The organism is Colwellia sp. KS18-150 (assembly GCF_057551365.1).
Genome location: NZ_BAAJMC010000007.1, coordinates 107,765 through 132,729, shown reverse-complemented (window position 1 = coordinate 132,729; position 24,965 = coordinate 107,765). Strand labels below are relative to the sequence as shown.

General features: G+C 38.1%; 22 protein-coding genes. 6 read left to right on the top strand and 16 right to left on the bottom strand.

What is annotated here, in order from left to right; all coding sequences use genetic code 11:
* Positions 1-3 precede the first annotated feature (3 nt).
* The 3 genes from AC27IF_RS11300 to ubiU form a co-directional block, all read right to left on the bottom strand.
* Positions 4-1,155, bottom strand: a complete 1,152-nt coding sequence (locus AC27IF_RS11300) for a ribosomal protein uL16 3-hydroxylase (protein ID WP_487054429.1) — start codon at positions 1,153-1,155, stop codon at positions 4-6.
* Between the two features lie 60 nt (positions 1,156-1,215).
* On the bottom strand, positions 1,216-2,097 hold the full coding sequence (locus tag AC27IF_RS11295; protein ID WP_487054428.1) for a U32 family peptidase: 882 nt from the start codon (positions 2,095-2,097) through the stop codon (positions 1,216-1,218).
* Between the two features lie 63 nt (positions 2,098-2,160).
* On the bottom strand, positions 2,161-3,156 hold the full coding sequence (gene ubiU / locus AC27IF_RS11290; RefSeq protein WP_487054427.1) for a ubiquinone anaerobic biosynthesis protein UbiU: 996 nt from the start codon (positions 3,154-3,156) through the stop codon (positions 2,161-2,163).
* Between the two features lie 168 nt (positions 3,157-3,324).
* Here ubiU and ubiT point away from each other — a divergent pair, with 168 nt between their 5' ends.
* Entirely contained in the window at positions 3,325-3,906 is a 582-nt protein-coding gene (gene ubiT, locus AC27IF_RS11285) for a ubiquinone anaerobic biosynthesis accessory factor UbiT (protein WP_487054426.1), read from the top strand.
* Here ubiT and kdsB read toward each other — a convergent pair.
* The 5 genes from kdsB to AC27IF_RS11260 all read right to left on the bottom strand — a co-directional run bounded on the left by kdsB (position 3,903) and on the right by AC27IF_RS11260 (position 10,299).
* Entirely contained in the window at positions 3,903-4,721 is an 819-nt protein-coding gene (kdsB, locus tag AC27IF_RS11280) for a 3-deoxy-manno-octulosonate cytidylyltransferase (RefSeq protein WP_487054425.1), read from the bottom strand. The two genes, ubiT and kdsB, sit on opposite strands and share 4 nt — an antisense overlap.
* Before the next feature lie 3 nt (positions 4,722-4,724).
* The gene (locus tag AC27IF_RS11275; RefSeq protein WP_487054424.1) at positions 4,725-4,940 is read right to left on the bottom strand and encodes a Trm112 family protein; all 216 of its coding nucleotides are present in this window, start codon (positions 4,938-4,940) and stop codon (positions 4,725-4,727) included.
* 21 nt (positions 4,941-4,961) lie between these two features.
* A complete protein-coding gene (gene lpxK, locus AC27IF_RS11270; protein WP_487054423.1) occupies positions 4,962-5,996 on the bottom strand; it encodes a tetraacyldisaccharide 4'-kinase in 1,035 nt (344 codons plus the stop codon).
* A gap of 42 nt (positions 5,997-6,038) precedes the next feature.
* Positions 6,039-7,799, bottom strand: coding sequence for a lipid A export permease/ATP-binding protein MsbA (gene msbA, locus AC27IF_RS11265; RefSeq protein ID WP_487054422.1), 1,761 nt, complete (start codon positions 7,797-7,799; stop codon positions 6,039-6,041).
* 85 nt (positions 7,800-7,884) lie between these two features.
* Positions 7,885-10,299, bottom strand: coding sequence for a DNA internalization-related competence protein ComEC/Rec2 (locus AC27IF_RS11260; RefSeq protein ID WP_487054421.1), 2,415 nt, complete (start codon positions 10,297-10,299; stop codon positions 7,885-7,887).
* A gap of 61 nt (positions 10,300-10,360) precedes the next feature.
* Here AC27IF_RS11260 and AC27IF_RS11255 point away from each other — a divergent pair, with 61 nt between their 5' ends.
* The gene (locus AC27IF_RS11255) at positions 10,361-10,870 is read left to right on the top strand and encodes a DUF2062 domain-containing protein (RefSeq protein WP_487054420.1); all 510 of its coding nucleotides are present in this window, start codon (positions 10,361-10,363) and stop codon (positions 10,868-10,870) included.
* A gap of 157 nt (positions 10,871-11,027) precedes the next feature.
* Here AC27IF_RS11255 and ruvB read toward each other — a convergent pair whose 3' ends face one another.
* The 8 genes from ruvB to AC27IF_RS11215 form a co-directional block, all read right to left on the bottom strand.
* Positions 11,028-12,035, bottom strand: coding sequence for a Holliday junction branch migration DNA helicase RuvB (ruvB, locus tag AC27IF_RS11250; RefSeq protein ID WP_487054419.1), 1,008 nt, complete (start codon positions 12,033-12,035; stop codon positions 11,028-11,030).
* A gap of 73 nt (positions 12,036-12,108) precedes the next feature.
* Positions 12,109-12,735 (bottom strand): Holliday junction branch migration protein RuvA, encoded by a 627-nt coding sequence (gene ruvA / locus AC27IF_RS11245; protein WP_487054478.1) that lies wholly within the window; start codon positions 12,733-12,735, stop codon positions 12,109-12,111.
* Between the two features lie 138 nt (positions 12,736-12,873).
* A complete protein-coding gene (locus tag AC27IF_RS11240; protein ID WP_487054418.1) occupies positions 12,874-13,530 on the bottom strand; it encodes an SCO family protein in 657 nt (218 codons plus the stop codon).
* On the bottom strand, positions 13,523-14,158 hold the full coding sequence (locus AC27IF_RS11235; RefSeq protein WP_487054417.1) for a toxin-antitoxin system YwqK family antitoxin: 636 nt from the start codon (positions 14,156-14,158) through the stop codon (positions 13,523-13,525). Before AC27IF_RS11235 ends, AC27IF_RS11240 begins: the two co-directional genes overlap by 8 nt.
* Positions 14,145-14,954, bottom strand: coding sequence for a YHYH protein (locus AC27IF_RS11230; protein WP_487054416.1), 810 nt, complete (start codon positions 14,952-14,954; stop codon positions 14,145-14,147). The genes AC27IF_RS11235 and AC27IF_RS11230 overlap by 14 nt, the downstream gene beginning before the upstream one ends.
* Before the next feature lie 160 nt (positions 14,955-15,114).
* On the bottom strand, positions 15,115-15,642 hold the full coding sequence (gene ruvC, locus AC27IF_RS11225) for a crossover junction endodeoxyribonuclease RuvC (RefSeq protein WP_487054415.1): 528 nt from the start codon (positions 15,640-15,642) through the stop codon (positions 15,115-15,117).
* An 80-nt stretch (positions 15,643-15,722) separates the two neighbouring features.
* The gene (gene aspS / locus AC27IF_RS11220) at positions 15,723-17,495 is read right to left on the bottom strand and encodes an aspartate--tRNA ligase (protein ID WP_487054414.1); all 1,773 of its coding nucleotides are present in this window, start codon (positions 17,493-17,495) and stop codon (positions 15,723-15,725) included.
* A gap of 194 nt (positions 17,496-17,689) precedes the next feature.
* Positions 17,690-20,506 (bottom strand): transporter substrate-binding domain-containing protein, encoded by a 2,817-nt coding sequence (locus AC27IF_RS11215; protein ID WP_487054413.1) that lies wholly within the window; start codon positions 20,504-20,506, stop codon positions 17,690-17,692.
* Positions 20,507-20,642: 136 nt separating this feature from the next.
* On the opposite strand from AC27IF_RS11215, the gene cmoA reads away from it, so the two are divergent.
* The 4 genes from cmoA (at position 20,643) to AC27IF_RS11195 (ending at position 24,935) form a co-directional block, all read left to right on the top strand.
* Positions 20,643-21,377, top strand: coding sequence for a carboxy-S-adenosyl-L-methionine synthase CmoA (gene cmoA, locus AC27IF_RS11210; RefSeq protein ID WP_487054412.1), 735 nt, complete (start codon positions 20,643-20,645; stop codon positions 21,375-21,377).
* Positions 21,378-21,390: 13 nt separating this feature from the next.
* Positions 21,391-22,359 (top strand): tRNA 5-methoxyuridine(34)/uridine 5-oxyacetic acid(34) synthase CmoB, encoded by a 969-nt coding sequence (gene cmoB, locus AC27IF_RS11205; protein WP_487054411.1) that lies wholly within the window; start codon positions 21,391-21,393, stop codon positions 22,357-22,359.
* A gap of 409 nt (positions 22,360-22,768) precedes the next feature.
* A complete protein-coding gene (locus tag AC27IF_RS11200) occupies positions 22,769-24,121 on the top strand; it encodes an anti-phage deoxyguanosine triphosphatase (RefSeq protein ID WP_487054477.1) in 1,353 nt (450 codons plus the stop codon).
* Between the two features lie 10 nt (positions 24,122-24,131).
* Positions 24,132-24,935 (top strand): hypothetical protein, encoded by an 804-nt coding sequence (locus AC27IF_RS11195; protein WP_487054410.1) that lies wholly within the window; start codon positions 24,132-24,134, stop codon positions 24,933-24,935.
* The last annotated feature ends 30 nt before the right edge of the window (positions 24,936-24,965 follow it).

Below are 24,965 nucleotides of genomic sequence, written 5' to 3'. Positions count from 1 at the left end.
ATGCTATTGTGCTTCAACCCAAAACCAATAACCTTGATCCAATAAATCAGTCATCAGAGCAACAAAACTCTCATTTTCACGCCACTGAGATAATGCTTCAGGCATAACAACGACATTGTCACAAAGTGTCTTGATAACAGGTGCAATTTCACTGGCAAAATTAACTTGCTCGCCATTGATATAGCATATGCCTTGCTCAATGGTATCTTCAAAATAAAAAGCTCGTAAACCACCTAAGCGTTTAATGCCATGGATAGATAATAACTCACGAACTTCGTCATGAGTAAAAGGCTCTTCACTAGGCATTAAATCTAGCTCATGTTTAGCATTCGTTAAAAAGTTACCGACAAAGTGATTAAATACCGCGTCATCATCTAAAAGATTTTGCAGTTGCTGTTTAATATTGGACAAATCAGAGCTCGTCACCTCTCCGCTATGGGTAGTGCTCTGCCTAGTTGGGTCTTCAAGCAACTGAGTACCTAAATCATGATCAATAAGATGATCTGCAAAGCCACTTAATAAATTGATGGCTGAATTAGCTCGAAAGCCAATAGAGAAACTCATCGATGCTTCTAATGCTACTCCTTCATGAGGAAAACCTGGTGGGATATATAAGATATCGCCTGGCTCGAGATCGACATCAATAATGGCTTCAAAAGGCTCTACATGTAATAGCGCTTCATGAGCAATCACTTCAGCTTGTTGACTATTATCCCCTACTCGCCAATGACGCTTTCCTGAGCCTTGGCAAATAAACACATCATAGTTATCTACATGTGGACCAACACTACCACCTTCAGTAGCAAAACTTGCCATTAAGTCATCTAAGCGCCAATGAGGTAAAAAACGAAAAGGCTCAATCAACTCCGCCGCTTCTTCTGAAAAATTATCAAGTGCTTGGATCACCAATGACCAATCTCGAGAGCCTAGGTGATCATAACTTTCAAATGGACCAAACTCAGCTTGCCATTGACCATCCTTTTTGGATATCAATCGAGATTGTACAGACTCTTCCATCGCAATACCGGCAAATTCATCGATAGAAATAGGATCTTGAAAGTCCTTAAAACCTTGACGAATTACAACTGGCTTTTTTTGCCAATACTTCGTTAAGAATTCGTTCGCACTCAGTTGGTTTAAATCTAGGGTATACATATTATTCTCTTTTATAATGGCAGCACAGCTACGCTAGGGTAAAGGTAACTACTTACTGTTTCATGCCACCGACATACCAGCAATTTTATGCCAGAAACCATTGCATTCTTTCACATCATCCAATGTGTACTTTTGCGGCGTTACTAATTGCTGTTTAAATTTATCTAATTGACTAAAGGCTTGTTCACTATCGCTACTAATGCGAATTACATCAACACCCATGTCATTTAGCTGATTCACTTCGTTAATGAGATTATACTGGTAAGCAGACATAGTTTGAATCCCATTAAGCACAAAAACTTGCTCACCTTCACGAGAATTCATTATTCGTCCTTGAGGATAGTTAATGCAACAATATTGACAATCATCTTTGGCTCGATCTTCTGAGCGAGCAGTGAAACATCGAGCGGAGTATGCAAGCGGTAAGTAGCCCCACGAAAACACTTCACATTCAAACCTATCCCGTATTCCTTCATTTTGTGCTTGAGTTAATATTGTTTTTAACCAATCTCCTGAAAGTTCGACTGGCATTAACCAGCGCATCATACCCTGCTTGATAAGTAATTTTAAAGTAGAAAGGTTGTAACAGTTGATCGCAGGCCCCACGACAAACTGCAAGTTTAAATCACTCATTATTTGTACAGCACTTAAATCATTAGCTTCTATGAGTAAGTCTCCATTGTCGCAAAGCTTTTTCATCGTCATAAGCTCTGCTGGCGATTCAAGCAATGTCATGGTTGATATTACAATTTGTTTATCTGTATTTTGTGCTAATTCTCGCCCTAGCATCAACCAATCTTTGGCTCTTAATTCACGCCTTTTTGAACAAACAGTTTCCCCCAAATAGATAATATCTGCACTAGAGTTTTTTGCTTGTTGATAAAATTTTTCTACATCATTTTTTGGCCAAAAGAATAGATTAGGTCCAAGTGAGAATTTCATAAGTTTTCCTAAATTTAATGTTAGCGATGCCTTATTTGATAAAGAGTGTGCAATGGGAGGAATTTATTGCCATTTTCTATGATAGGCACCTAGCGTTGTCTGGCTACCTTCTGATAAATTAGTCAATGTTTGCATCCAACTGCCTTCTACCGCATAGCCCTGTGGATTTTGTTTATATCGGTCTAAAGCCATTCTCCATGTTTTTGTCACCTGCTCCACATAAGCGGGGCTGCGCTGTCTGCCTTCTATTTTTACTGACACTATTCCCATCGCCATTAACTCAGGAATAAGCTCTAACGTATTTAAGCTGGTGGGCTCTTCTAAAGCATGGTAAACATCACCATCAACATCAAAACGTCCTTTACAAAGAGTAGGATAACCGGCATTTTCATGCGCTTGATACCTATCAATTAACACGTTATTTAAGCGAGATTCTAAGCCTTGTGACGTTTCTTGCCAGCGAACATATTTAGCAGGAGAGCAAGCGCCAACAGTATTGGGTGATTCGCCTGTCATGTAAGACGATAAATAACAGCGCCCTTCAGCCATAATGCATAAGCTTCCAAAAGCAAAAACTTCTAATGGGACTGGGCTAGATTTAGCGAGCTGACGTACTTGTTGAACCGAAAGAACACGTGGTAAGACAACACGTTGCACATCAAAATTATTATGAAAAAATTTAATCGCCTCTAGGTTGGTAGTGGAGGCTTGCACAGACACATGTCGCTCTACATCAGGATATGTCGAGGCGGCATAATCTAGCACACCTAAATCAGCAATAATTAATGCATCAGTTCCAATGGATACGGCATCATCAACCGCCTTTTTCCAACGCTCTTCGCCATTAGCATGTGCAAAAGTGTTTATAGCAACATGAAGTTTTTTCCCTCGGTCATGCACATAATCAGCAGCTTTTGCTAATTTACCGTCATTAAAGTTAAGCCCCGCAAAATGCCTCGCATTAGTATCATCTTTAAGGCCAATATACACAGCATCGGCACCATTATTTATCGCTGTTTTTAAAGCAGGTAAATTACCCGCTGGACACAATAACTCCACTTAGTGCTCCCAAGCATCTAGAAATAGAAAAGTAAGAATTTTCCAGATAGTCTAGGTGGATATGCGCAAACATTTATTGATATACATTAAGAAAGTTTGATCTGGTACAGTGACCGCTCTCACGTCAGTGCTAGACTAACTTAACTTTAATAACCACTGAGAAGAACATTGTTTAATTTCTTATCTAACCAACATACTCTTCTGCCAGCTACAGCAATTGAAAAATTTCCGCTACAGGTGCGAAGTCGCTTAGTATCAACAATGCCTATGTTATTAAGGCCTAGCTTAAAGTTCTTACCCTACAAAGCTCAAAAGTCATTATTACTCTCTGCATTGTCATCTGTTTTTCAAGAAGCACTTGAAGACGGGGATTTTGAGTTTCTTCAAGATAAATGGTTAAAAATTGCCATCACAGATTTAGAATTAACCTGGTGGTTAAGTTTTAATAACAATAAATTAGTGATGGCTTCAAAGAAGGAAATGCAAGAAAACAGTCATAATGAAGATGTCAGCTTTAATGCAACAGGCGATGATTTGATACTTATTGCCGGAAGAAAACAAGATCCTGACACCTTATTTTTTCAAAGGCGTTTAAAAGTTGAAGGAGATACAGAGCTAGGATTAGAGGTAAAAAACTTAATTGATGCTATAGATATTGAACAATTACCCAGTAGTGTTCATTCTTTGGTGCAATTTAGCGCTAACCTTATACAAAATACTCGTGATGAGTTAGCGCGAAGAGATAATTAATTAAGTGTTGCTGCGTACTCTCTTGCTTTGGCAAGATCTTCAGGTGTATCAACGCCCTCAACAGGAACATTACTTTTAGCAACCTCAACATGAATATGCTCTCCTTGATAAAGTACTCTTAGTTGCTCAAGCGCTTCAATTTGCTCTAATTGGCTAGTAGGCCAGTTGACATAATCTTTAATAAAACCTGCTCGGTAGGCATAAATTCCAACATGACGTAAATAAAAATCACCAATAGCATTAATATTATTATTACCTAAGTACCTTTCTCTATCATAAGGAATTGTTGCTCGACTAAAGTAAAGAGCATAACCATCTTTATCGGTGAGCACTTTTACTGCATTGGCATTAAATGCCTCTGTAACCGAATCAATATTTATCGCTAAAGTCGACATTCGAGCAAGCTTACCTTGGCTACTATTGTCTTGCGCCGCTAAATTATCAGCAACCTGAGCAATATTTTCAGGGGGAATAAATGGCTCATCTCCTTGAACGTTAACAATAATCTCATCGTCATTAAATTGATATTGCTCCATGACTTCGGCTAAACGCTCGGTGCCAGATTGATGATCCGCGCGTGTTTTACAAACCTCGCCACCAAAGCCTTTGACTACTTGCTCAACTTCATCGTTATCTGTAGCCACAATCACTTTACTCGCACCACTTAATAATGCTTTTTCAACTACCCACTGGATCATCGGCTTGCCACCGATATCAGCTAACACTTTACCCGGTAGTCTTGAGGATTGATAGCGAGCAGGGATCACAACAATAAAGGCGTTGTTATTTTCAGTAGGTTTAGTGGCTATAGTCATTGATTACTGATCCTGCTCAATATTCGCATTAGTCTGTTCTGAGCTGTCTTCAGCGATACTTCTAGCTTCATTTTCTAACAACACAGGGATATCTTGATCTATGGTATAAGCAAGCTTATCAAATTTACAAATAAGCTCTTGCGCTGCTTTGTCATAGTCTAGTTTTCCTTTACATACTGGACATGCCAGTATTTCCATCAATTTGGTATCAAAAGCCATGATTAGTTCTCTATAGTTATATTATGTTGTTGTGTTGGGTAAAACCTTTTGTAAACATGCCATTAATGCTTGTTCATCTTGCTCTGAAAAATGAGCATTTACGGGTAAGTACCACCAGTTATCTTGTGCAAAGGATTGACATTTTACCGCATCTTTCTCTGTCATTAATAGCGGTAAGTCATTTTTAAACTGATAAAAATCATCAAGCGTAAACGCTTTGTGATCAATAAACCCTTGTTGCTTGGATAACGTAAAACCAAGTATTGATAAGGTATCAAAAAAACGCTTAGGATCGCCAATACCAGCTACGGCATTAACACTTTGCCACTGCAGTAAAAAACTGTTTAATGGTTTTGTCTCTGCGGTTTTAACATTGATAACCTCTGTTGCCAAAAGCTTCATCAAAAGTGAAGGCTGACTGGTTAACTTATCCCGCGACTGAGGTTGGCTACCATTATAAATGAGTATGTCAGCTTGTGATAAACGCCATTGCCCTTCTCTAAGCGGTCCTGAAGGTAATAATAAGCCATTACCAAATAAACGTTTGCCATCAATAACAATGATCTCTATATCTCGTTGCAATCGATAATGCTGTAAGCCATCATCACTAATAATAATATCACAGTCTTGCAAAACTAAACTGTTCGCATTGGCAACACGATCGGGTCCAACAACTACGGGGATCTGACAACGCTGATAAATAAGTATTGGCTCATCGCCAGCCTGTTCAGAAGTGCTACTATCATCAAGTAAATAAGGATAAGCGCTTGCGTTACCGCCATATCCTCTAGATATAACACCAGGCTTTAGCCCAAGCTTTTTACATAACTCAACTAAATGTACAACGACTGGCGTTTTACCATTCCCACCTACACCAATGTTGCCGACAACTATGACGGGCTTAGCTATGTGATAAGACTTTTTTAGTCCGCAACGAAAAGCTGTCCTTCTGAGTAAACTAACTAAGTAGAACAATACGGTAAATGGCATCAATAAAGGGACAAGCCAATATTTAGCGTGATGGCCGCTAAACCATACTTTTTCAATTAATCGCACAATTGCTCTACTTTAATATCTGATGAGATAAAACTCATAACGTTATTGCTCAAATTGAAAACTATGTAACTGGGCATAAGCACCATTTTCATCAAGTAACGATTGATGAGTACCTTGTTCAACAATTTTGCCCTGCTCCATCACGATAATTTTATCTGCGCTTTCAATAGTTGATAAGCGATGAGCAATAACAATAGAAGTACGGTTTTTCTGTAGCGTTTGTAAAGCATCTTGAATATGACGCTCAGACTCAGTATCTAAAGCGCTTGTGGCTTCATCTAGAATTAGAAATGGTGCATCACATAACAGTGCACGAGCAATCGCAACTCGCTGTCGTTGACCACCCGAAAGTAAAGCACCATTTTCACCGATATTGGTTTCTAATCCTTGTGCCATTTGTTGTGCAAATTCCATCACATGAGCACTTTTCGCTGCCGCAATAATGTCATCTTTACTTGCCTCTGGGTTACCATAAGCAATATTGTTAGCTAAGGTATCGTTAAAAAGCACCACTTGTTGAGAAACGTAGGCAAACTGGTGACGTAAGTCTTTTAAATGATAATGCTCTATATTAATACCATCAATTAACACCTCACCTTCACTGGCATCATAAAAGCGCAATAAAAGTGAGCTAGCCGTTGATTTGCCACTACCAGAGCGCCCAACAAAGGCGAGGGTTTCACCTGGGCTTAAATCAAATGAAATACCCTCAAGTGCCCAGTTATTTTCTTTACTATTGACTTGATAGTCGTAGGAGAAGTTAACATTTTTAAAGGCTATCTCGCCTCTAGCTTTACTAATATGCTCTGTACCTGTATCTTTTTCTTTTTCTTGATCTAACACTGAAAATATACTCACACAAGCTGCCATACCTTTTTGAAACTCGCTGTTAACATTAGTTAGCATTTTTAATGGTCTTAACAACATGGTCATATAAGTAATAACACTGACAAAACTGCCCGCAGAAATACTGTCTCGTAAACTTTCGGAGTTTACAGCATAGAAGACAAAGGCTAAGGCAAAAGAGGCTATGATTTGTATTACCGGTACACTGCCAGCCTTGGTCGCGACTAACTTCATCCGTTGCTGACGATTGTTTTTATTGATTTGTTCAAAACGTTTAAATTCTTGTTTTTGTCCACCGAAAGTAAGCACTACTTTATGACCATTAAAAGTTTGCTCTGCCGCGGTAGTCACCTCGCCCATCGCCCCTTGAATATTCTTACTGACTTTACGAAAGCGCTTTGAAACTATACTAACAATAATGGCAATCAACGGCGTTATAAGTAGAAATATTACTGATAATTGCCAACTGATATAAAACATCAAACCAATCAAACCAAGCACAAAGGCACTTTGCTGAACAATCACTAAAATGGATTTACTTACTGAATTTAATACTTGTTCGGTATCAAAAGTAAGTTTTGAAATTAAGCTACCGGTGGACTCTTGATCATGAAACGCAACCGGCATAGTCATAATATGTTCGAACAAATGCTGTTTTAAATCGGTAACAACATGGTTCCCGACCCACGCTAAACAATAATTAGCGACAAAATGAAACATTCCTCTAAAAACGAATGCTACCACCACAAATATAGGGGCCCATTTCATAAAATCAGGATTTGCCCCTTCTAAACCTTCATCTATCAATGGTTGTAATTTAGATAAAAAATAAACATCAATTGCAGCGTAACCTAACATACCAATAATGGCAGCCACAAACCCCAATTTATAAGGCTTTGCATAGCTAAGTAGACGTTTGAAATTTTGCCAAGTCGTGGCTGTTAACGGTTTTGCCATGAGGGAAGTGGTCTCAATGCTTTAGTATATTTTTAAATTAGATTGATTTTAACGTGATTCCTTTTCAACAACCAACTATTTCGAATTAGTGCATTGATTTAGCAAACCAAAATGGCCATAAATCATCACGATAGCTGTTTATGTTTACACCTTGCGTTGAAAAATTGATATTTATTTGTCCGAGTTTGGCTGTATTAACTAGCTTTACCCCATTAAAATGGTAACGCTCTACAACTTCTTCTACTGGCATTTTCCAGCGATTTAAATAACCAGCACTTACCAAGGCTATTTGTGGAGATAGTTGCTCAATAAATACTTTACTCGAGGAAGTTTTTGAGCCGTGGTGAGGTACGACTAATACATCGATTGTCAATTGCGGATATTTTGCTAACAACTTGGCCTCAACTTTCGAGGAGATATCTCCAGTAAAGAGAACTTTATAACGACCATCAGAGATCAGTAGTACACAGGAGTCATCATTTTCTTTGCCAACTACTTGTTCAGGCCAAAGCATCTCGACTTTTAACCCTTGCCAATTCATCACCTTACCTTGTAAACAATGACCAGTATTTATATTTTGATTGCTGTTATCAATGACTTCTTTGATAGCTATCAGCTCTTGTAACTGTGCTAATCCGCCAGCATGATCATTATCACTGTGACTAATGATGACCTTGTCTAACACCTTTATTCCAACATGCTGTAAATATGGACTCACCACTGCATCAATCATATTAAACCCGCTTGGGTATGATGCCCCTGTGTCATATAAAATGGCCTTACCTTGCTTTTCTATTAAAACAGAAAGTCCTTGACCGACATCGAAAATTGCTAACTGCCAATCATTGTTGCTGTGCACAGCTTCATCCGTAGAAGAAACTTGCTCTTGCGTCGTTATAGATGAGAAAGAAGCACTGCCCAGTAGTAATACCAAACTGCCAGAAATCAATATCTTTTGTTTGTTATTAATTGTCACTTTATACTGAAAAAACAAGTAATAAACACTAATAATACTCGCTGCAATCAGCCATTTAATATCAACACTGCTTAACGTCATTATTGCAAAAGGTTGAGCCGCAAAATAGCTTAAATAGTGCCATATAAGCTGTAGTGACTGTAAAGAAAAGAAGATAAAGTATTGGGATAACACCTCTGACATTGGCATGACAAGTACAGACAATAAACAAAGAGGAATACTAATAAAACTCATCCATGGTACCGCAATGATATTAGCCAGCAAGGCGATAAGTGAGATTTGATGAAAGAAAATGGCGCTGATAGGAAGTAACATCAAGGTTAAGCTTAGCTGAATAACAACTAATCCTTTAACAAAACACCACAGTGGCTCACCTTTACCAATAAAGTCTCTAAATCGCCATAAAGAAAGAAAAATTATCGATACGGCATACACTGATAGCCAGAAACTTGCGGTGAATAAACTAAAAGGTGTAGTGAGCACTAACAAAAATAATGTTATAAGAAACCAGCGACTAACGGATAACTTTATTGACAACAATCGGGTACACCAATAAATGCTCAACATCAACAAAGCTCGCACCGTTGGCAGTGAGAAACCCGCTAAATAACCATAACTCAATGCAATTAACATACTAAGAGCAATAGCAACATAACGAACATTGATGACTTGAAAGCAATTGCTTTTACAAAATAATCTTAGTGGTAAAGCTCGAATAATTAACATGATAAAAAAATAACTACCGGTGGCGACTAAACCTATATGTAAGCCTGAAATAGCAATTAAATGACCTGTTCCTGTAGCTTGTAATACCTGCCACAGCTCTTGGCTTAATTCACTTCGTGAGCCAAAACCTAAAGCGAGTAATAGCGGAGCAATCGACTCTTGCGGCAATAACTGTTGGTATTGAGAAAATAGCGCTTGTCTTACTGTAGCTTTAGGGTTTGATATCCGATTAGCTTTATTATTTATCACATAACCTGTGGCACTAATTTTATTGCTATTTAGCCATGTTTGATAACTAAAGCCTCCCAAGTTAGCTAAACCGTGGGCAGGCTTAAATTTAACTTTCAAGCTAACATTTTGCCCCTGCAACACAGTAAAATCAGGATTTTTCCAACTTAAACGTAGTAAAATGGGAGTTACTAACGTTTGATTATTGATATGACTTACACGAAAACTAAATCGCAAGCGCTTTTCTTTAGGGTTACCTTGGCTCACTTTAGATGCGACTTGGTCATCCCAAGTTTGTAAGCTCAATACTTTTCCCTGCACCCATTGAACTTTACTGGCTAATGAAATAGCATCCAAATTATTTTTTTGCCAAAGCTGCTCAAAAGAATAGGCATTAAATAATAACCAAAGCATTCCAAACAATAATCCTGAGCTTAAACGTGTAGGTTTTAACCACAAAAAACTGATAGAGGCTAAGAGAAGTAAAAATAGCGTAAAAAGATCTGGCACTATGGGCGAAAATAGTGACAATATAGCACCTAGAAAGAAACTCGCTAACCACCAATCCATAGTGAATGTAATACTTCCTGTATTATTGGATAGAAAAGAAAACTAAAAGAAGTATTAGTATATGCCAAAAAAATTAATTAAGCGTTTGATGCCTGATCATCAAAGTATTAAAGATAATAAGCATTTGAAAATTTTTGGCAGTTTGTTACACAATCCTCACCTGTGGCATATGAATCGTCACTCTGTCGCGAAAGCGTTTGCTGTTGGGTTATTCTTTGCTTTTATTCCAGTACCATTTCAAATGATTTTAGCGGCGGGTATAGCAATAATGATCCATGCTAATTTACCGTTATCAATCGCCCTAGTCTGGATCACTAACCCGTTAACCATGCCTGCGATATTCTATGCCTGTTATATTGTCGGTACTTGGATCGTTGGCACACCCGCACAAGAATTTGTCTTTGAAGCTAGCTGGCAATGGGTAGTAGAAAGTTTATCCACTATAGGACCGGCATTTTTATTAGGCTGCGGAGTATTGGCGATTACTTTTGGTATTATTGGTTATTTAGGTATTCAAGCACTTTGGCGTTATAGCGTTGCTAAAGCTTGGCAGCAACGCAAAGATAGGTAAGCTGAACTCGGTTGAAGAGATATTTAACTAGTTGAAATAGAATAAAAGATTAATCCTAATATATTTCTAGCTTGAGAGTTTTACTTAATTCAAGAAAAAGTCAGTAAAAATAGCTGTTAGAAAAACATATGTTAAGCGGATCTCAAATTAGATAGCCTTACTCTGTAGGCCTTGTAATAGAGAAATGTTCATAAGCTCTATCTGTCGCAATACGGCCACGAGGAGTTCGTTGTAAAAAGCCTTGTTGGATTAAAAAAGGCTCTAATACATCTTCAATCGTTTCTCGCTCTTCACCAATAGCAGCAGCGACATTATCAAGGCCAACAGGTCCCCCCATAAATTTATCGATGATGGCATGAAGTAATTTTCTGTCCATGATATCAAAGCCTTCGTTATCGACTTCTAACATATCAAGTGCTGCGGCGGCCGTTTCTTGATTTACCATACCGTGCGTTTTAACGTCAGCGTAATCTCTAACTCGGCGTAATAATCGGTTAGCAATACGAGGCGTTCCTCTGGAACGTTTAGCCACTTCATAAGCACCTTGCTCATCGATATTTAAATTTAAAAAATGTGCAGAGCGTTTAACGATAGACGTTAAGTCCTGTACATTATAAAACTCTAGACGCTGAACTATGCCAAATCTATCTCGCAAGGGTGATGTTAAAGCGCCAGCACGAGTCGTCGCACCGATAAGCGTAAAAGGAGGAAGGTCTAGTTTTATAGAGCGTGCCGCAGGCCCCTCTCCTATCATAATATCTAACTGATAATCCTCCATCGCAGGGTAAAGAACTTCTTCAACGACAGGACTTAAGCGATGAATTTCATCAATAAATAAAATATCATTTTCTTCTAAATTCGTTAACAAGGCAGCTAAGTCACCGGCTTTCTCTAATACAGGACCTGACGTGGTACGGATATTAACGCCCATTTCGTTGGCAACAATATTCGCCAAAGTGGTTTTACCTAAACCCGGAGGGCCAAAAATAAGTAAATGATCCAGAGGCTCGCCACGCTTTTTCGCTGCCGGAATAAAGATTTCCATTTGCGCATTAACATGCGACTGACCAGTATAATCCACCAACATTTTAGGTCGAATAGCACGGTCAACCCCTTCATCTTCAATCGTGGCTGCTGGTTCAATTAAGCGATCTGCTTCTATCATTTATATTCCCGAATTTTTAAATTAACGCTAGTTTAAGCTGTATTTCATTACTGTTTGATAAATCCTTAGAAAATTACAACATGGATTTTAGCGCCAAGCGTATTATATCTTCACTGGTCATGCCGTCACTATAAACCAGTTTCACCGCTTTATCTGCCTGCATTTGTTTATAACCCAGAGAGATTAGTGCATTTATAGCGTCACCTTTATGATCGTTAAAAGCATTAACAAAGGTTTGCTCTGTACTTAGCTGCACTGGCATTGCATCGGTTGCAGGTGTAGCAGAAGTAATTTTCCAGTCTTTTAATCGGTCACGCATCTCTATCAACAATCGCTCAGCAGTTTTTTTACCTACCCCTGGGATTTTAACTATGCCTGAAACATCATCATGGGCAACACAACTAACAAATTGATCAGCTGACATTGCAGAGAGAACCGCTAAAGCTAGCTTAGGTCCAACGCCATTCACTTTAATTAATAAGCGAAATAACTTTCGCTCCGTGGTATTGGCAAAACCATATAATAATTGCGCATCTTCTCTTACAACAAAGTGTGTGTAGATCACCGCCTGCTCGTTAAGATCAGGAAGCGCATAAATACTTGTCATTGGCATAGTGACTTCATAACCAACGCCTGCACACTCGATAAGGATTTCAGGTGGGAACTTTTCGGCTAACGTGCCAGATAATCGACCGATCAAAGGGAATACCAAATAATGATTATTAATTGGCAAAATCATACCACTAGATATTTATACAGTAAACTACTTTTTTGCTAACTAGCATCATAGCTAGAAAAGATTGAATTTTTCAATTTACTTGGCAAAAGTGTCACTTTTCTACCGTTTTATCTCTTGTTGTAAGGTTTTAATATCACTGATTAAATGATTAACTGAAGTTTTATTTAAACCATTGTAAATACCACGAATATGTCGATTTTGGTCTACTAGCACCAAGTTTTCTGTATGTAAAAAGTCTTGGTTGCTAACAAACTCACCTAAATCTTCATTGGCAAAGTATGCATTACGAGCAATATCATAAATATCATCACGTTCGCCTGTGACTAAATGCCATTTACCAGAGATAACACCATGCTCATCGGCATATTTTTTTAACACTGAAACGGTATCATTACTTGGCTGAATAGAATGAGAAATGATGTTCACTTGCTCATCGTTGACAAAAGCTTGTTGAACTTTAAACAGTTGTGAGCGCATCTTAGGACAAATACCTGGGCAAGAGGTAAAGAAGAAACTAGCGACATACAACTTATTTTCTAAAGTATTCTGACTGACATACTCTCCATCTTGATTGAGAAAAGAAAAGTTACTCACCTTATGAAAATCATCAAGCTTAACACTCTGTGGAGTTAACCAATGAGGGGTAAACTCGCCTGAATTATAATAGGGCAAAGTTAAGCTTTCTTTAGCACTTCCATAGGATTTCAAAGTGACTAAAAAAGTTAATACTAGCAATAAAACCTTTACACTATTCAATTCGGCTTTCCTCATTTTGTACAAATACATTTTCATCTTCTAACTCCACGCACATATTGGCTCGTTTTAAACCAAAAATTCTGCCATTAACATATTCATAATTACTAAACAGTTTTCCGTTGCGGCGCCAAGCTTGCTGTAAGCCAACTTCTTTACCCTTTTCATAATGCATTTTTTTAAATATCTCGCCAGACGAATACCACTGGAAGCTATCACCATTGATTTTCCCGTGCTCAAAAAGAGTGATCGAGCGCTTATTGCCATTACCCCACCAACTTTGCGATATTCCATGTAATATTCCGGCTTGATATTCAGCGCTAAAACCTAGTTCACCATGCTTAAACCACTGTTTTAATAGTCCATGACGTAAACCTGATTGGTAACTCGATAATTTAGCCAACTGCCCTGAAGGGTAATAACTCACTACATTACCGGTATAAGGCTCTCCTTTATACAGCCTCAAACCACTGGTAGTAGAAAGCACAATATCCTTTTGATTAACCAGAGCTACATCAGCACTGCCAGTTCGAATTTGAGTAGTGAATTTTTGCTTTGCAACGACATCAAACGTAGTAACAGTTAATAAGAATATCGCCAAACAATTAACTAAGGTTTTAGTTAATTGCACTGGCTGAGCCTTGGTAATCACCAGGGAAAAGAATGTAATAACTGCCTATGTATAACTCATTTTGGATGTGATAATGGTATTCAGCTTCATCAGCGTACTGTGTAATGCTCGTATGACCGCCAGACTCATCTAAATCGCTAGGGTAATCTCCTGTTGAATTACACTTACGACCATAGAGAAAAAAACCATCGGCAATCACACCAATAAGATTACTATCGTCATCAGAAAATGATACCGGCTCTAAGTGATAATGATAACTTTGCGGGCCTGTATGAGCACCATTAAAGTCTAAACTACCTGCCGCATCATCTAAGGGAACTCCTGGACCTTCTTCGTCGTTATAAATTACAGAGCCACTTACTGCAATACCTATCGCGCCCAAACCGGTTGCTGAGGAGCTAGTTGCTTTAGTTGGTTCGTTAGCGACAGTTAATGTATAAGTTCCCACAAACTCATCAATATTACCCGGCGCCATTTCATTGAAGTTGGTGACTGTTGGCTCAACAAATAACTCATGGTTTGATGACCAATAGGGTGAAGTATGATTTGGTAGGCCGTTGGTTTCTATAATAACGTTATCACCACTAAGGACTACTGCTACGTTATCACTGTCAAATTGTGCATAGGCGTTATGCAATAAACCTGTCGTTAGCGTTTCATCTGTTGAAGTGGAAGTCGACGTTGTCGTTTCAGTAGCTTCATCATCATTACTTAAACTATTACTTTCTGAGCCACAAGCAACTAAACCAAGTGAAATTAGTACTAAGAAAATATTAAAGTGTTTATTTGAATGCATAGTTTTTTCCAACAGCGAGTTAATGTAATTAACACGAGTCTATAAACCAATTGTGCAAATAAAGTGTAAATATTTCGAAAAATGAAATTCTTTGTGTTTTTAAAAAGTAATCAGAAATGTTTTATATGTTTTTAAACGATAAAGCTTAGAAGGCTAAAGGCTAACGTAATCGTCGTCTAACAACTTTTTTCGCTTGGCCAGCAAGCTTTTCTAAACTTTCATGACTATTCGCATGACAGAGCGCTACAGCAAGTGCATCAGCAGCATCAGCTTGGGGAGTACCCGGTAGTTTTAGAATAGTTTTAACCATATGCTGCACTTGAGTTTTATCTGCGCCACCAGTACCAACTACGGCTTGCTTGATTTGTCGTGCGGAATATTCACTAATGGATAAGCCATTATTGGTGGCAGCGACAATCGCAGCACCACGAGCTTGACCTAACTTCAGAGCTGAGTCAGGATTTTTTGCCATAAAGACTTGCTCTATGGCAAACATGTCGGGGTTGAATTGCAAAATAATTTCCGACACACCAGCAAAGATAGTTTGTAGACGAGAGCCAAGATCTTCACCTTGACTGAGGGCTTTAATGCAACCACTACCTAGGTAACTAAAAGTTCGACCTTGTTGCTTGATGACACCATAACCAGTGAAACGTGAACCAGGGTCTATACCTAATATTATCGTCATTAACGTCCTTTGTGATCAAATGAAGTTTCAGCAGTATAAAGTCGCTGAAACTTCACGTATACCATTACAAGCTTAATAGCTTACGATGATTCTTTCTCTTGAGAGATTGTTGCCACACCCAATTCAGCTAATTGCGCTGGATTTGCATTACCCGGTGCATTAGTTAATGGACATGCCGCTGTAGTGGTTTTTGGAAAAGCCATTACTTCACGAATAGAGCTAGCACCTGTCATTAACATCACAAGTCTATCTAAACCAAACGCAAGTCCAGCGTGTGGTGGAGCGCCATATTGTAGTGCTTCAAGTAAGAAACCAAACTTCTCTTGCGCTTCTTCTTCATCAATACCTAAAATTCTAAAGGCAGCTGATTGCATTGCCTGATCATGAATACGTACTGAGCCACCACCTAATTCACAACCATTAAGTACCATATCATAAGCATCAGACAAAGCCCCTAGAGGGTTAGCTTCAAGCTCTTCAGGTGTTAAGTTAGTTGGTGCAGTAAACGGATGATGAAGCGCGTGCATGCCACCATCAATTTCTTCAAACATAGGGAAATCTACAACCCAAAGTGGTTTCCACTCACCTTGAAGTAAATTAAGATCTTCACCAATTTTTAAACGTAATGCACCTAACGCTTCAGTTACAACATTATAAGTATCTGAGCCGAAGAAAATAATGTCACCTGTTTGCGCCTTAGTTCTTTCAAGTAACGCATTAACAGCTTCTTCATTTAAGAATTTTAAAATAGGTGATTGTAAACCTTCTAAGCCTTTTTCCAGATCATTTACTTTTAACCAAGGCATACCTTTAGCACCGTAAATGCCAACAAACTTGGTTAGGTCATCAATTTTCTTACGTGAAAATTGACTTGCACCTTGAGGTACACAGATAACAGATACTCGACCTTTTTCATCATTAGCTGGAACTGAAAAAACTTTAAATTCAACATCTTTTAAAATATCAGCAACATCTACGATTTCTAACGGGTTACGTAAATCAGGTTTATCTGAGCCAAAACGAGCCATTGCTTCAGAGTAAGGCATACGTGGGAAGTCGCCTAAATCTACGTCGAGCATTTCTTTAAATAATTCACGGATCATGGTTTCTGTCACTTCCATCACCTGATCGCTAGACATGAATGAAGTTTCAATATCTATTTGCGTAAACTCTGGTTGTCTATCGGCACGTAAATCTTCATCACGGAAACATTTAACAATTTGGTAATAACGCTCCATGCCAGACATCATTAGTAATTGCTTAAATAATTGTGGCGATTGCGGCAGTGCGAAGAATTTACCTTTATGAGTTCGACTTGGCACTAAATAATCGCGTGCACCTTCTGGAGTAGCAGCAGTAAGAATAGGCGTCTCAATGTCTAAAAAGCCTTGTGATTCAAGTGAACTACGTACTTTAGAAGTAACTTTAGCGCGAAAACGCATACGTTCGGTCATTTCAACACGACGTAAATCAAGGTAGCGATACTTTAAGCGTTGTTCTTCTGAGTTGTTTTGGTTTGAATCAAGCGGTAATGGTGCAGATTTATTCAAAATAGTAAGCTCTAAGCCTAATACTTCGATAGCACCTGTTTTCATGTCTTTATTCGTTTGTCCTTCAGGACGTGCACGCACTTTACCTTTAAGCTGTACACAAAACTCATTACGTAAGGTATTGGCAACGGCAAGTACTTCAGGTAAATCTGGATCATAAACAACTTGTACTAAACCTTCACGGTCACGAAGATCTAAAAAGATCACCGCACCTAAGTCACGACGACGGTTTACCCAACCACAAAGAGTGACCTCTTGACCAATATGAGATTCATTAACCTCACCACAATAAAGACTACGCATAGATTTTGCCTTGATAATAAGATGAACTACTGCTTGCAGGTATTTTTAGCAAGCCTATAAATGCCGCATATTATAAAGCAAAGTTTATTAAAGTCACCTAGGGTATGTTGATCTTTCAGTTTATCATTCTGTTGCGCTTGAAAAAGAGGCCAATTGAGGCGCTTAAAGCCATGTTTGATTATTCTATTTGAACTTTAATAATTTTCATTAAATAAATAATGATTTTTACCTTTAGACTTCACTTGGTACATTAAGCTATCTGCTTTTTTTAATAAATCAGTTTCATTATGACCATCTTCAGGAAATAATGAGACACCAATACTACAACCAACTTGTATCGTTTGAGTGGAAAGTTCAACAGGTACTTGCATTAACTCTATCACTTTTTCTGCGACATATGCGGCTTCATTAGCTGTATGTAAACCCGTAAGTAATAAAACAAATTCATCACCACCAAACCTAACCACTGTGTCAGATTTTCGCACGCATGACTGCAAACGCTTAGCAACTATTAGCAACAACTCGTCACCAACATCATGACCGTACGTATCATTAACTTCTTTAAAGCCATCCAAATCAAGAAAAAGTACAGCCAAAATTAGCGATTGCCGTTGATGAAATTCAATGGCGGTATTCAACCTATCTTTTAATAAAACTCTATTTGCTAATCCGGTTAAATCATCGTGCGTAGCCATGTGCTTCATGCTTTTTTCAAGCTGCTCTCGTCGATTTATCTCTTTTTTCAATCGTCTATTCCAAACTATGATGATGCTCAGAACCACAATAATGAGTATGGTCGCTTGGATTGCCACACGTAATACTATCGCCTTATCTAGACCGGTATTAATATCAACGTTAAACCACTTATCATGAATTTTTTCTCTTTCTTCCTGCGTAATACTTAGCAATCCCTCGTTTAAAATACTTTGTAATTCAACGTCATTTTTATCAACAGCAAAGTGATTCTTTTCTGCTGGTAATCCTTCCATCACTGAGATCATTAAATTCACTAGACTTTCATGTTTTAATAATTGAGTAGCGGATGAGATGTTTACGATTAAACCATCGACTTTCCCTTGCTGCACCAAACGCAGTCCTTCTTCCCTACTTTTAACTATATTCAAGGTGATTAACGGATGACTTTTTCTAATATCTTCGATTAAATAATAATCTTTCACTATCGCTAATTGTTTACCGTAAAAATTGCTCAGCTCTGACTGTCTACCAAGATGATAAGGATGCAATACTGTCCATGGTGTTTCCCGATACTCAACGGTGAACAAGAGCTGCTTGCTTCTTTCTTGTGTTGGCGTGATGCTAGTGACGATATCAATTTCACCATCAAGCATAGCTTGGTAGAGTTGGTGCCAAGTATCATAAGGAACAAAATTAAAATTTAACCCTGTTCGCTCTGCAATCAAATCAATAATATCTCTATCAATCCCTGCAAACTCTCCTTTTTCGTTAATAAACTCAATAGGAGCTAACGTTCTCATTATACCAACATCAATCACTCTATTTTGGGCAATGAATTCCTGCTCTTGAGGTGTCAGTGTTACTTTTTCAAATAAATTTCGGTAATAAGTATTATCGCCGGCTAACCACCTGTCCTCAATAGAGACGAGTTGCTCAAGTTTTAGCTGTTGAAAACCATCATTAATTAATTGTATTAACCGACTATTTCCTTTTTTTACCAAAGGAGAAATGCTAGAAAAAAATATTGGCGAATCAAGAGTATAAAAATACGATTGCAAATTAGACTTTAATAACTTCAACGACATAAAATCCACATGAGCTATAAAAGCAGATATTTCACCTAGCTCAGCAGCTTTTAAAAGCTCATTAAAAGTTGAGTATTCTTTCAAATTCAAATCAGGATATAAGGTAAACAGCTCTTGCTTCAGGGGCGTTTTATCCCAAATCCCTACATAGCCACGCTTATTACTACGATTAAAATAGTTGATAGAATTTACATTATTGATATTTTTGTTGATAAATAGCTTAGCTTTTGACTGATAAATATCTTTAGCCTGTGAAAACTGCTCATTCTCTAGCCAATCGTTTGGATAGCCAAGTAGTACATCTACCTCATTATGATTGATTAACGTTAATAATTGCCCAACTTCTCTGGTAACAAAAGTAATTCTAGTATTGGTTTCTTTAGCCCATAACCGCCACATATCAATAAACAGCCCTTGAGGTTGCCCAGTTGGCGATAAAGCCGCATAAGGGGAATAGTCAGGAGGCAATCCAACGGTTAAGCTATCTTTTACTTTATCTATGCCTAGCCACTTTCTTTCAATAATGGCTCTTTCACTATCACTAATTTTAGCCATTCCAGCTTCAACATAATTGAGTAATGCAACATTTTCCTTAGCGACAGCCACACCATAGTTTCCCTGCTTATAGCGTAAGCGTTTATGGGGAGGGTACATATTTTTGAGTTGTTGGTAATTACTTGATAGCTTTTCTAATCCCGTAAAAACTAAGATCTCTTGCTTTATTGCTGCCTCATATAAGTCATGTCTACCGAGATATAATTTTTGCGTTAGCTCTGGAAAGTTAGCACTCAACATATCAATGTGGGCTGAGCCTTCAACGACACCAATGCCATAGGGAGATAAATCTTCCATATTAGTAACATGAGATAAATCCGTATGAACGTATACATGAGTATAAAGAGGAAATAGCGGCTCAGAAAAAGACAAATAGGTTTTTCTACTCTCTACCATGGATAATCCCGCATGAATATCAACACGCCCCTCTCCAACTTGCTTTAGTGTTTCAAGCCAGGGTAAGGTGACAAACTTAATATCTACATTTTGCTTTTGTGCCCACAGCCGCCATAATTCAGGCATTAAGCCTGTTGCTCCCCCTTCGTCATCAACAAAGTGATAAGGGTAAGATGTTTCATTAATCGCAATCGTTAAGACTTTTTTATTATGGCTATCAGTAATAGATTGTTGCGGTAATGTTGTTGGTACTTGCGCATGCGTCAGGAAACTACTCAAGACGATAACTAAAAACAAGATAAGGCTAGTGCTATATTTCTGGAATTTTAATAACAAACTTTTTCTCAAAATAGGGTTATTTATCTCATTCAATATCAGTTAAAATACTTCATCATATTTAAAAACTAAATTTATCATGCGTAACTCTGATACCGATTTAATCTATTCAAGTCCTCAAGCCCAAGTCAAAGACTTTGCTTTTGATGCTCAAGTTGTTGAAGTCTTCCCTGATATGATTTCACGATCGGTGCCTGGCTATAATACTATTATCGACACAATCGGCCATCTTAGCCAACGATTTGTCAAAAAAAACACTAATATCTACGATTTAGGCTGTTCTTTAGGCGCTGCTACACTAGCAATGCGTAAAGGGATTAATGTTTCAGGGTGCAACATTATTGCTGTTGATAACTCGAGTGCTATGGTTGAACGTTGTACTATGCATATTAACGCCTTTAAAGGTGATACTCCTGTCAATGTTATTGAAGGTGATATTGAAAAAGTGACTATTGAAAATGCCTCCATGGTGGTACTAAATTTTACTTTGCAATTCATTGATAAAGCTAAGCGACAGGCATTAATAAATAAGATTTATAATGGGCTGTGTCCAGGTGCTTTATTAATAATATCAGAAAAAATATCCCACAGTGATGATACTATTGACGAGCACTTAATAAACTTACATCATAACTTTAAACGAGCTAATGGTTATAGTGAGCTTGAAGTTGCACAAAAGCGTACTGCATTGGAAAATGTAATGCGAACAGACTCAATAGAACAGCATATAGCACGCTTAAATAAAGCTGGGTTTAACCATATATCACCATGGTTTCAATGTTTTAACTTTCTCTCTTTTATCGCTATAAAATAAATGCAAATAATTCATGACAAATTTTAATAAATTCTATCAAAAAATAGCCGGTAATCATTTAAATCACTGGTTAAATACCTTGCCTGCTCAACTTACTCACTGGCACAACAATGAGCTGCATGGCGAATACAAGCATTGGCAGAAAACCCTTGATGCTCTACCTAAGGCTAAAAATACTGATATTGAGCTAGTCAATAGTGTCAGCGTAGGTCAATCAGGGGATCTCAATGAAGGTGAATATAAGCGCCTAGAAAACTTATTAAAAAAGTTTAAACCTTGGCGTAAAGGTCCGTATCACCTACATGGCCTTCACATTGATACTGAATGGCGTAGCGACTTTAAATGGGACAGGTTAGCTAAGCACATTGGTGACTTATCTAACAAATACGTACTCGATATTGGCTGTGGAAGTGGCTATCACTTATGGCGAATGCGCGGAGCAGGTGCTAAGTTTGTTGTTGGTATTGATCCCACACAATTATTCTTAATGCAATTTAATGCTGTGCAACATTTCATTCAAGATGATGCTGTTAATTTGCTACCATTAGGTGTTGAACAATTACCAGAGCTAAACGCTTTTGATACTGTTTTTGCTATGGGTGTTTTATATCATCGGCGTTCACCCATTGACTTTCTTTACCAATTGAAAGCACAACTCATTAAGGGTGGTGAATTAGTGTTAGAAACCTTAATTGTTGATGGCGATGAAAATACGGTCTTAGTTCCCGGAGAGCGTTATGCGAAAATGCGTAATGTCTGGTTTTTACCTAGTAGCAAAGCAATGTGTGCTTGGTTAGAACGTTGTGGATTTATCAATATTCGCGTAGTTAATACCGATATAACCGCACTAGATGAGCAACGTAAAACCGACTGGATTGACACTGAGTCTCTATCGGACTTTTTAGACCCTGATGACAATAGTAAAACCATTGAAGGCTACCCGGCACCGCAACGCGCTATATTTATCGCAAATAAAAAATAGTCAACGCTTTTAAAGTGCTCAATTACATAGATGCAGTGAGCCGCAGTACTTTGTTTATACTCAGTTATTTTTATATGTATTTTTAAATGAGCATGTTAATGTAATACCAATCCGTATAAGAAAGTGACCTCTTAGCGAGAATTTAAAGGCTTATAAGCAAGGCTTTGATTGTAGGGAATGGTTATTCCCTTGTCAAAATCAATAACGCCGAATAGAAGCCTTTAAAACTCGCCCTTTGGGAGCGTATGGGCACCATGATTACTACACAAAATATCCTTGATATAGAATAACTATATCTACACACATTTTGTTTGTTCTAATGGCGCCCATGTCGCTCTAAGTCGTCACTTCTTTATGCGAAATGGTATAAGGTTAATTATAATAATAATGCCCTGAATAGGTTAACGGAATAATGACTGAACTTTGGTTAGCTAGGCGACTAAAAAAAGTATCTCAACGACAACAAGATCATCGTGATCCTTTTCAACGAGATAGAGCACGTATACTGCACTCTGCAGCTTTTAGGCGCTTACAATCCAAAACTCAAGTTATGGGCAGTGGTCAAAGCGATTTCTACCGAACACGTTTAACCCATTCTCTAGAAGCAGCCCAAATAGGCTCAGGGATCACTTCTCAATTACGCTGTAAATATCCTGAGCTGTGTCAAAACTTATTTCCCGCTAGCGACAGCCTAATAGAAGCTATTTGTTTAGCACATGATATAGGTCACCCGCCATTCGGTCATGGCGGTGAAGTTGCTTTACACTATATGATGCATAACCACGGTGGCTTTGAAGGCAATGGACAAACATTTAGAATTGTTGCTCGTCTAGAGCCTTTTAGTGAACACCATGGTATGAACTTAACTCGTAGAACCTTGCTCGGTTTAATGAAGTACCCGCAAACATTGGCTAACCTTGAGCAAGCAGTACCAAGCGGTGAAATTAACAGTCACCGTCAATTAAAAGCTGAAGATTGGCATCCTCCCAAAGGGCTCTATTGTGATGATGCAGAGATAATTGATTGGGTTTTAGCACCGCTATCAAAAAATGATCGAGCTTTATTTCAACAAATCAATCCAGCTAAAAATAACAGCACGCATAAAAGAACCCGTTTTAAATCTCTTGATTGCTCAATAATGGAACTTGCTGATGATATTGCTTATGGGATTCATGATCTTGAAGATGCCATAGTAACTGGCGTTGTTGGACAAAGTGATTTTGAACAGCATGTTATCCATAAACTGCAGCAATTAAACGATCCATGGCTGATTGAGTATAGTCAAACGTTAACTGAAAAGTTATTTAGCGAACAGCATCATTTGCAAAAAGATGCTATTGGCGGCTTAGTTAATTACTTGATTACAGCGATCGAGCTAACCGATTTGAATAATGCTAATGATGAAATTAATTTCGACGAGCCATTATTACAATATAATGCTCGTTTACCCAATGTCACTAAGCAAGTATTACAAATATTTAAAGATTTTGTTTTTACTTTCGTCATTAAGCAAACGAGCATTCAACGTTTAGAATATCGTGGTCAACAAATTGTCATGGAGCTATTTGAAGCCTTATCATCAGATCCTTTACGCTTATTACCCGCTAATAGTGCCAAGCGCTGGCAGCATGCTATTGACAGTGGTAACAACGCCCATCGAGTTATCGCTGATTATATTTCAGGGATGACAGATGAATACGCAACTAAGCTTTATCAGGCACTTTTTGTACCTAATGCAAATACAACTTATCACCTAAATTAGAGATGATTAAATGCTAAAACATAAACTCTATTATCTATTTACATTACTGTTAATTTCTTGCGGAGGCGGTAGTGATGAGCCTGCAAAACAAACTGACTCTCAGTATATTAAAGAAGTTGTATCCACCGCTCAAAGTAATCTCAGCATACCAAATAATGAAGTAACAGATCATTATCAAGTTTTATTACTGGGTAATAGTCACGTACAAAGTTTAGCAAGCATGATAAAGCATTTAATTGCTGCTCGCTTTGCTGAAAAACAAATCACCACATCATCGGCTTTAGGTGTGTATTTTTTATCTGAACGTTTAGAGGATAGAACTTCAGTTGAAAGGCTAGTTAATTCGCCTTGGACACATGTTATTTTACAAGCACAAAAATATTCTTCTAGTGGTGCATTTACCTACCCTACCGATGCCGCTGTTACTTGGATACAACTAGCCAAAACACAAAACACTACACCTATCATGTTTCCTGAGCACCCTCCCCTTGGTGACGCAGCAGAAGCGGTTCGCGTTCATTTGCTTCATGAAAGTATCGCAGAAGAAGAGTCCGTTTGTGTAGCCCCGATTGGCCTAGCATGGAATAGAGCAATCAAACTCTACCCTGAGTTAGATTACCACCAAGCAGATGGTAATCATGCCAGCACTACAGGTAAGTTTTTAACTGCTGCAGTGTTTTATCAAATAATTACTGGTGAGCTTGCTGATAGTTTACCTTACATAGAAGCTATAGATGTTGATGAAGCAACCCAAGCTTTATTACGGGAAGTTGCCTCCTATACCCTTGCTCAAAACTTAGCATGTGAGTACTAACTCCTTTATTTCAAATTTTAAAATTACAAT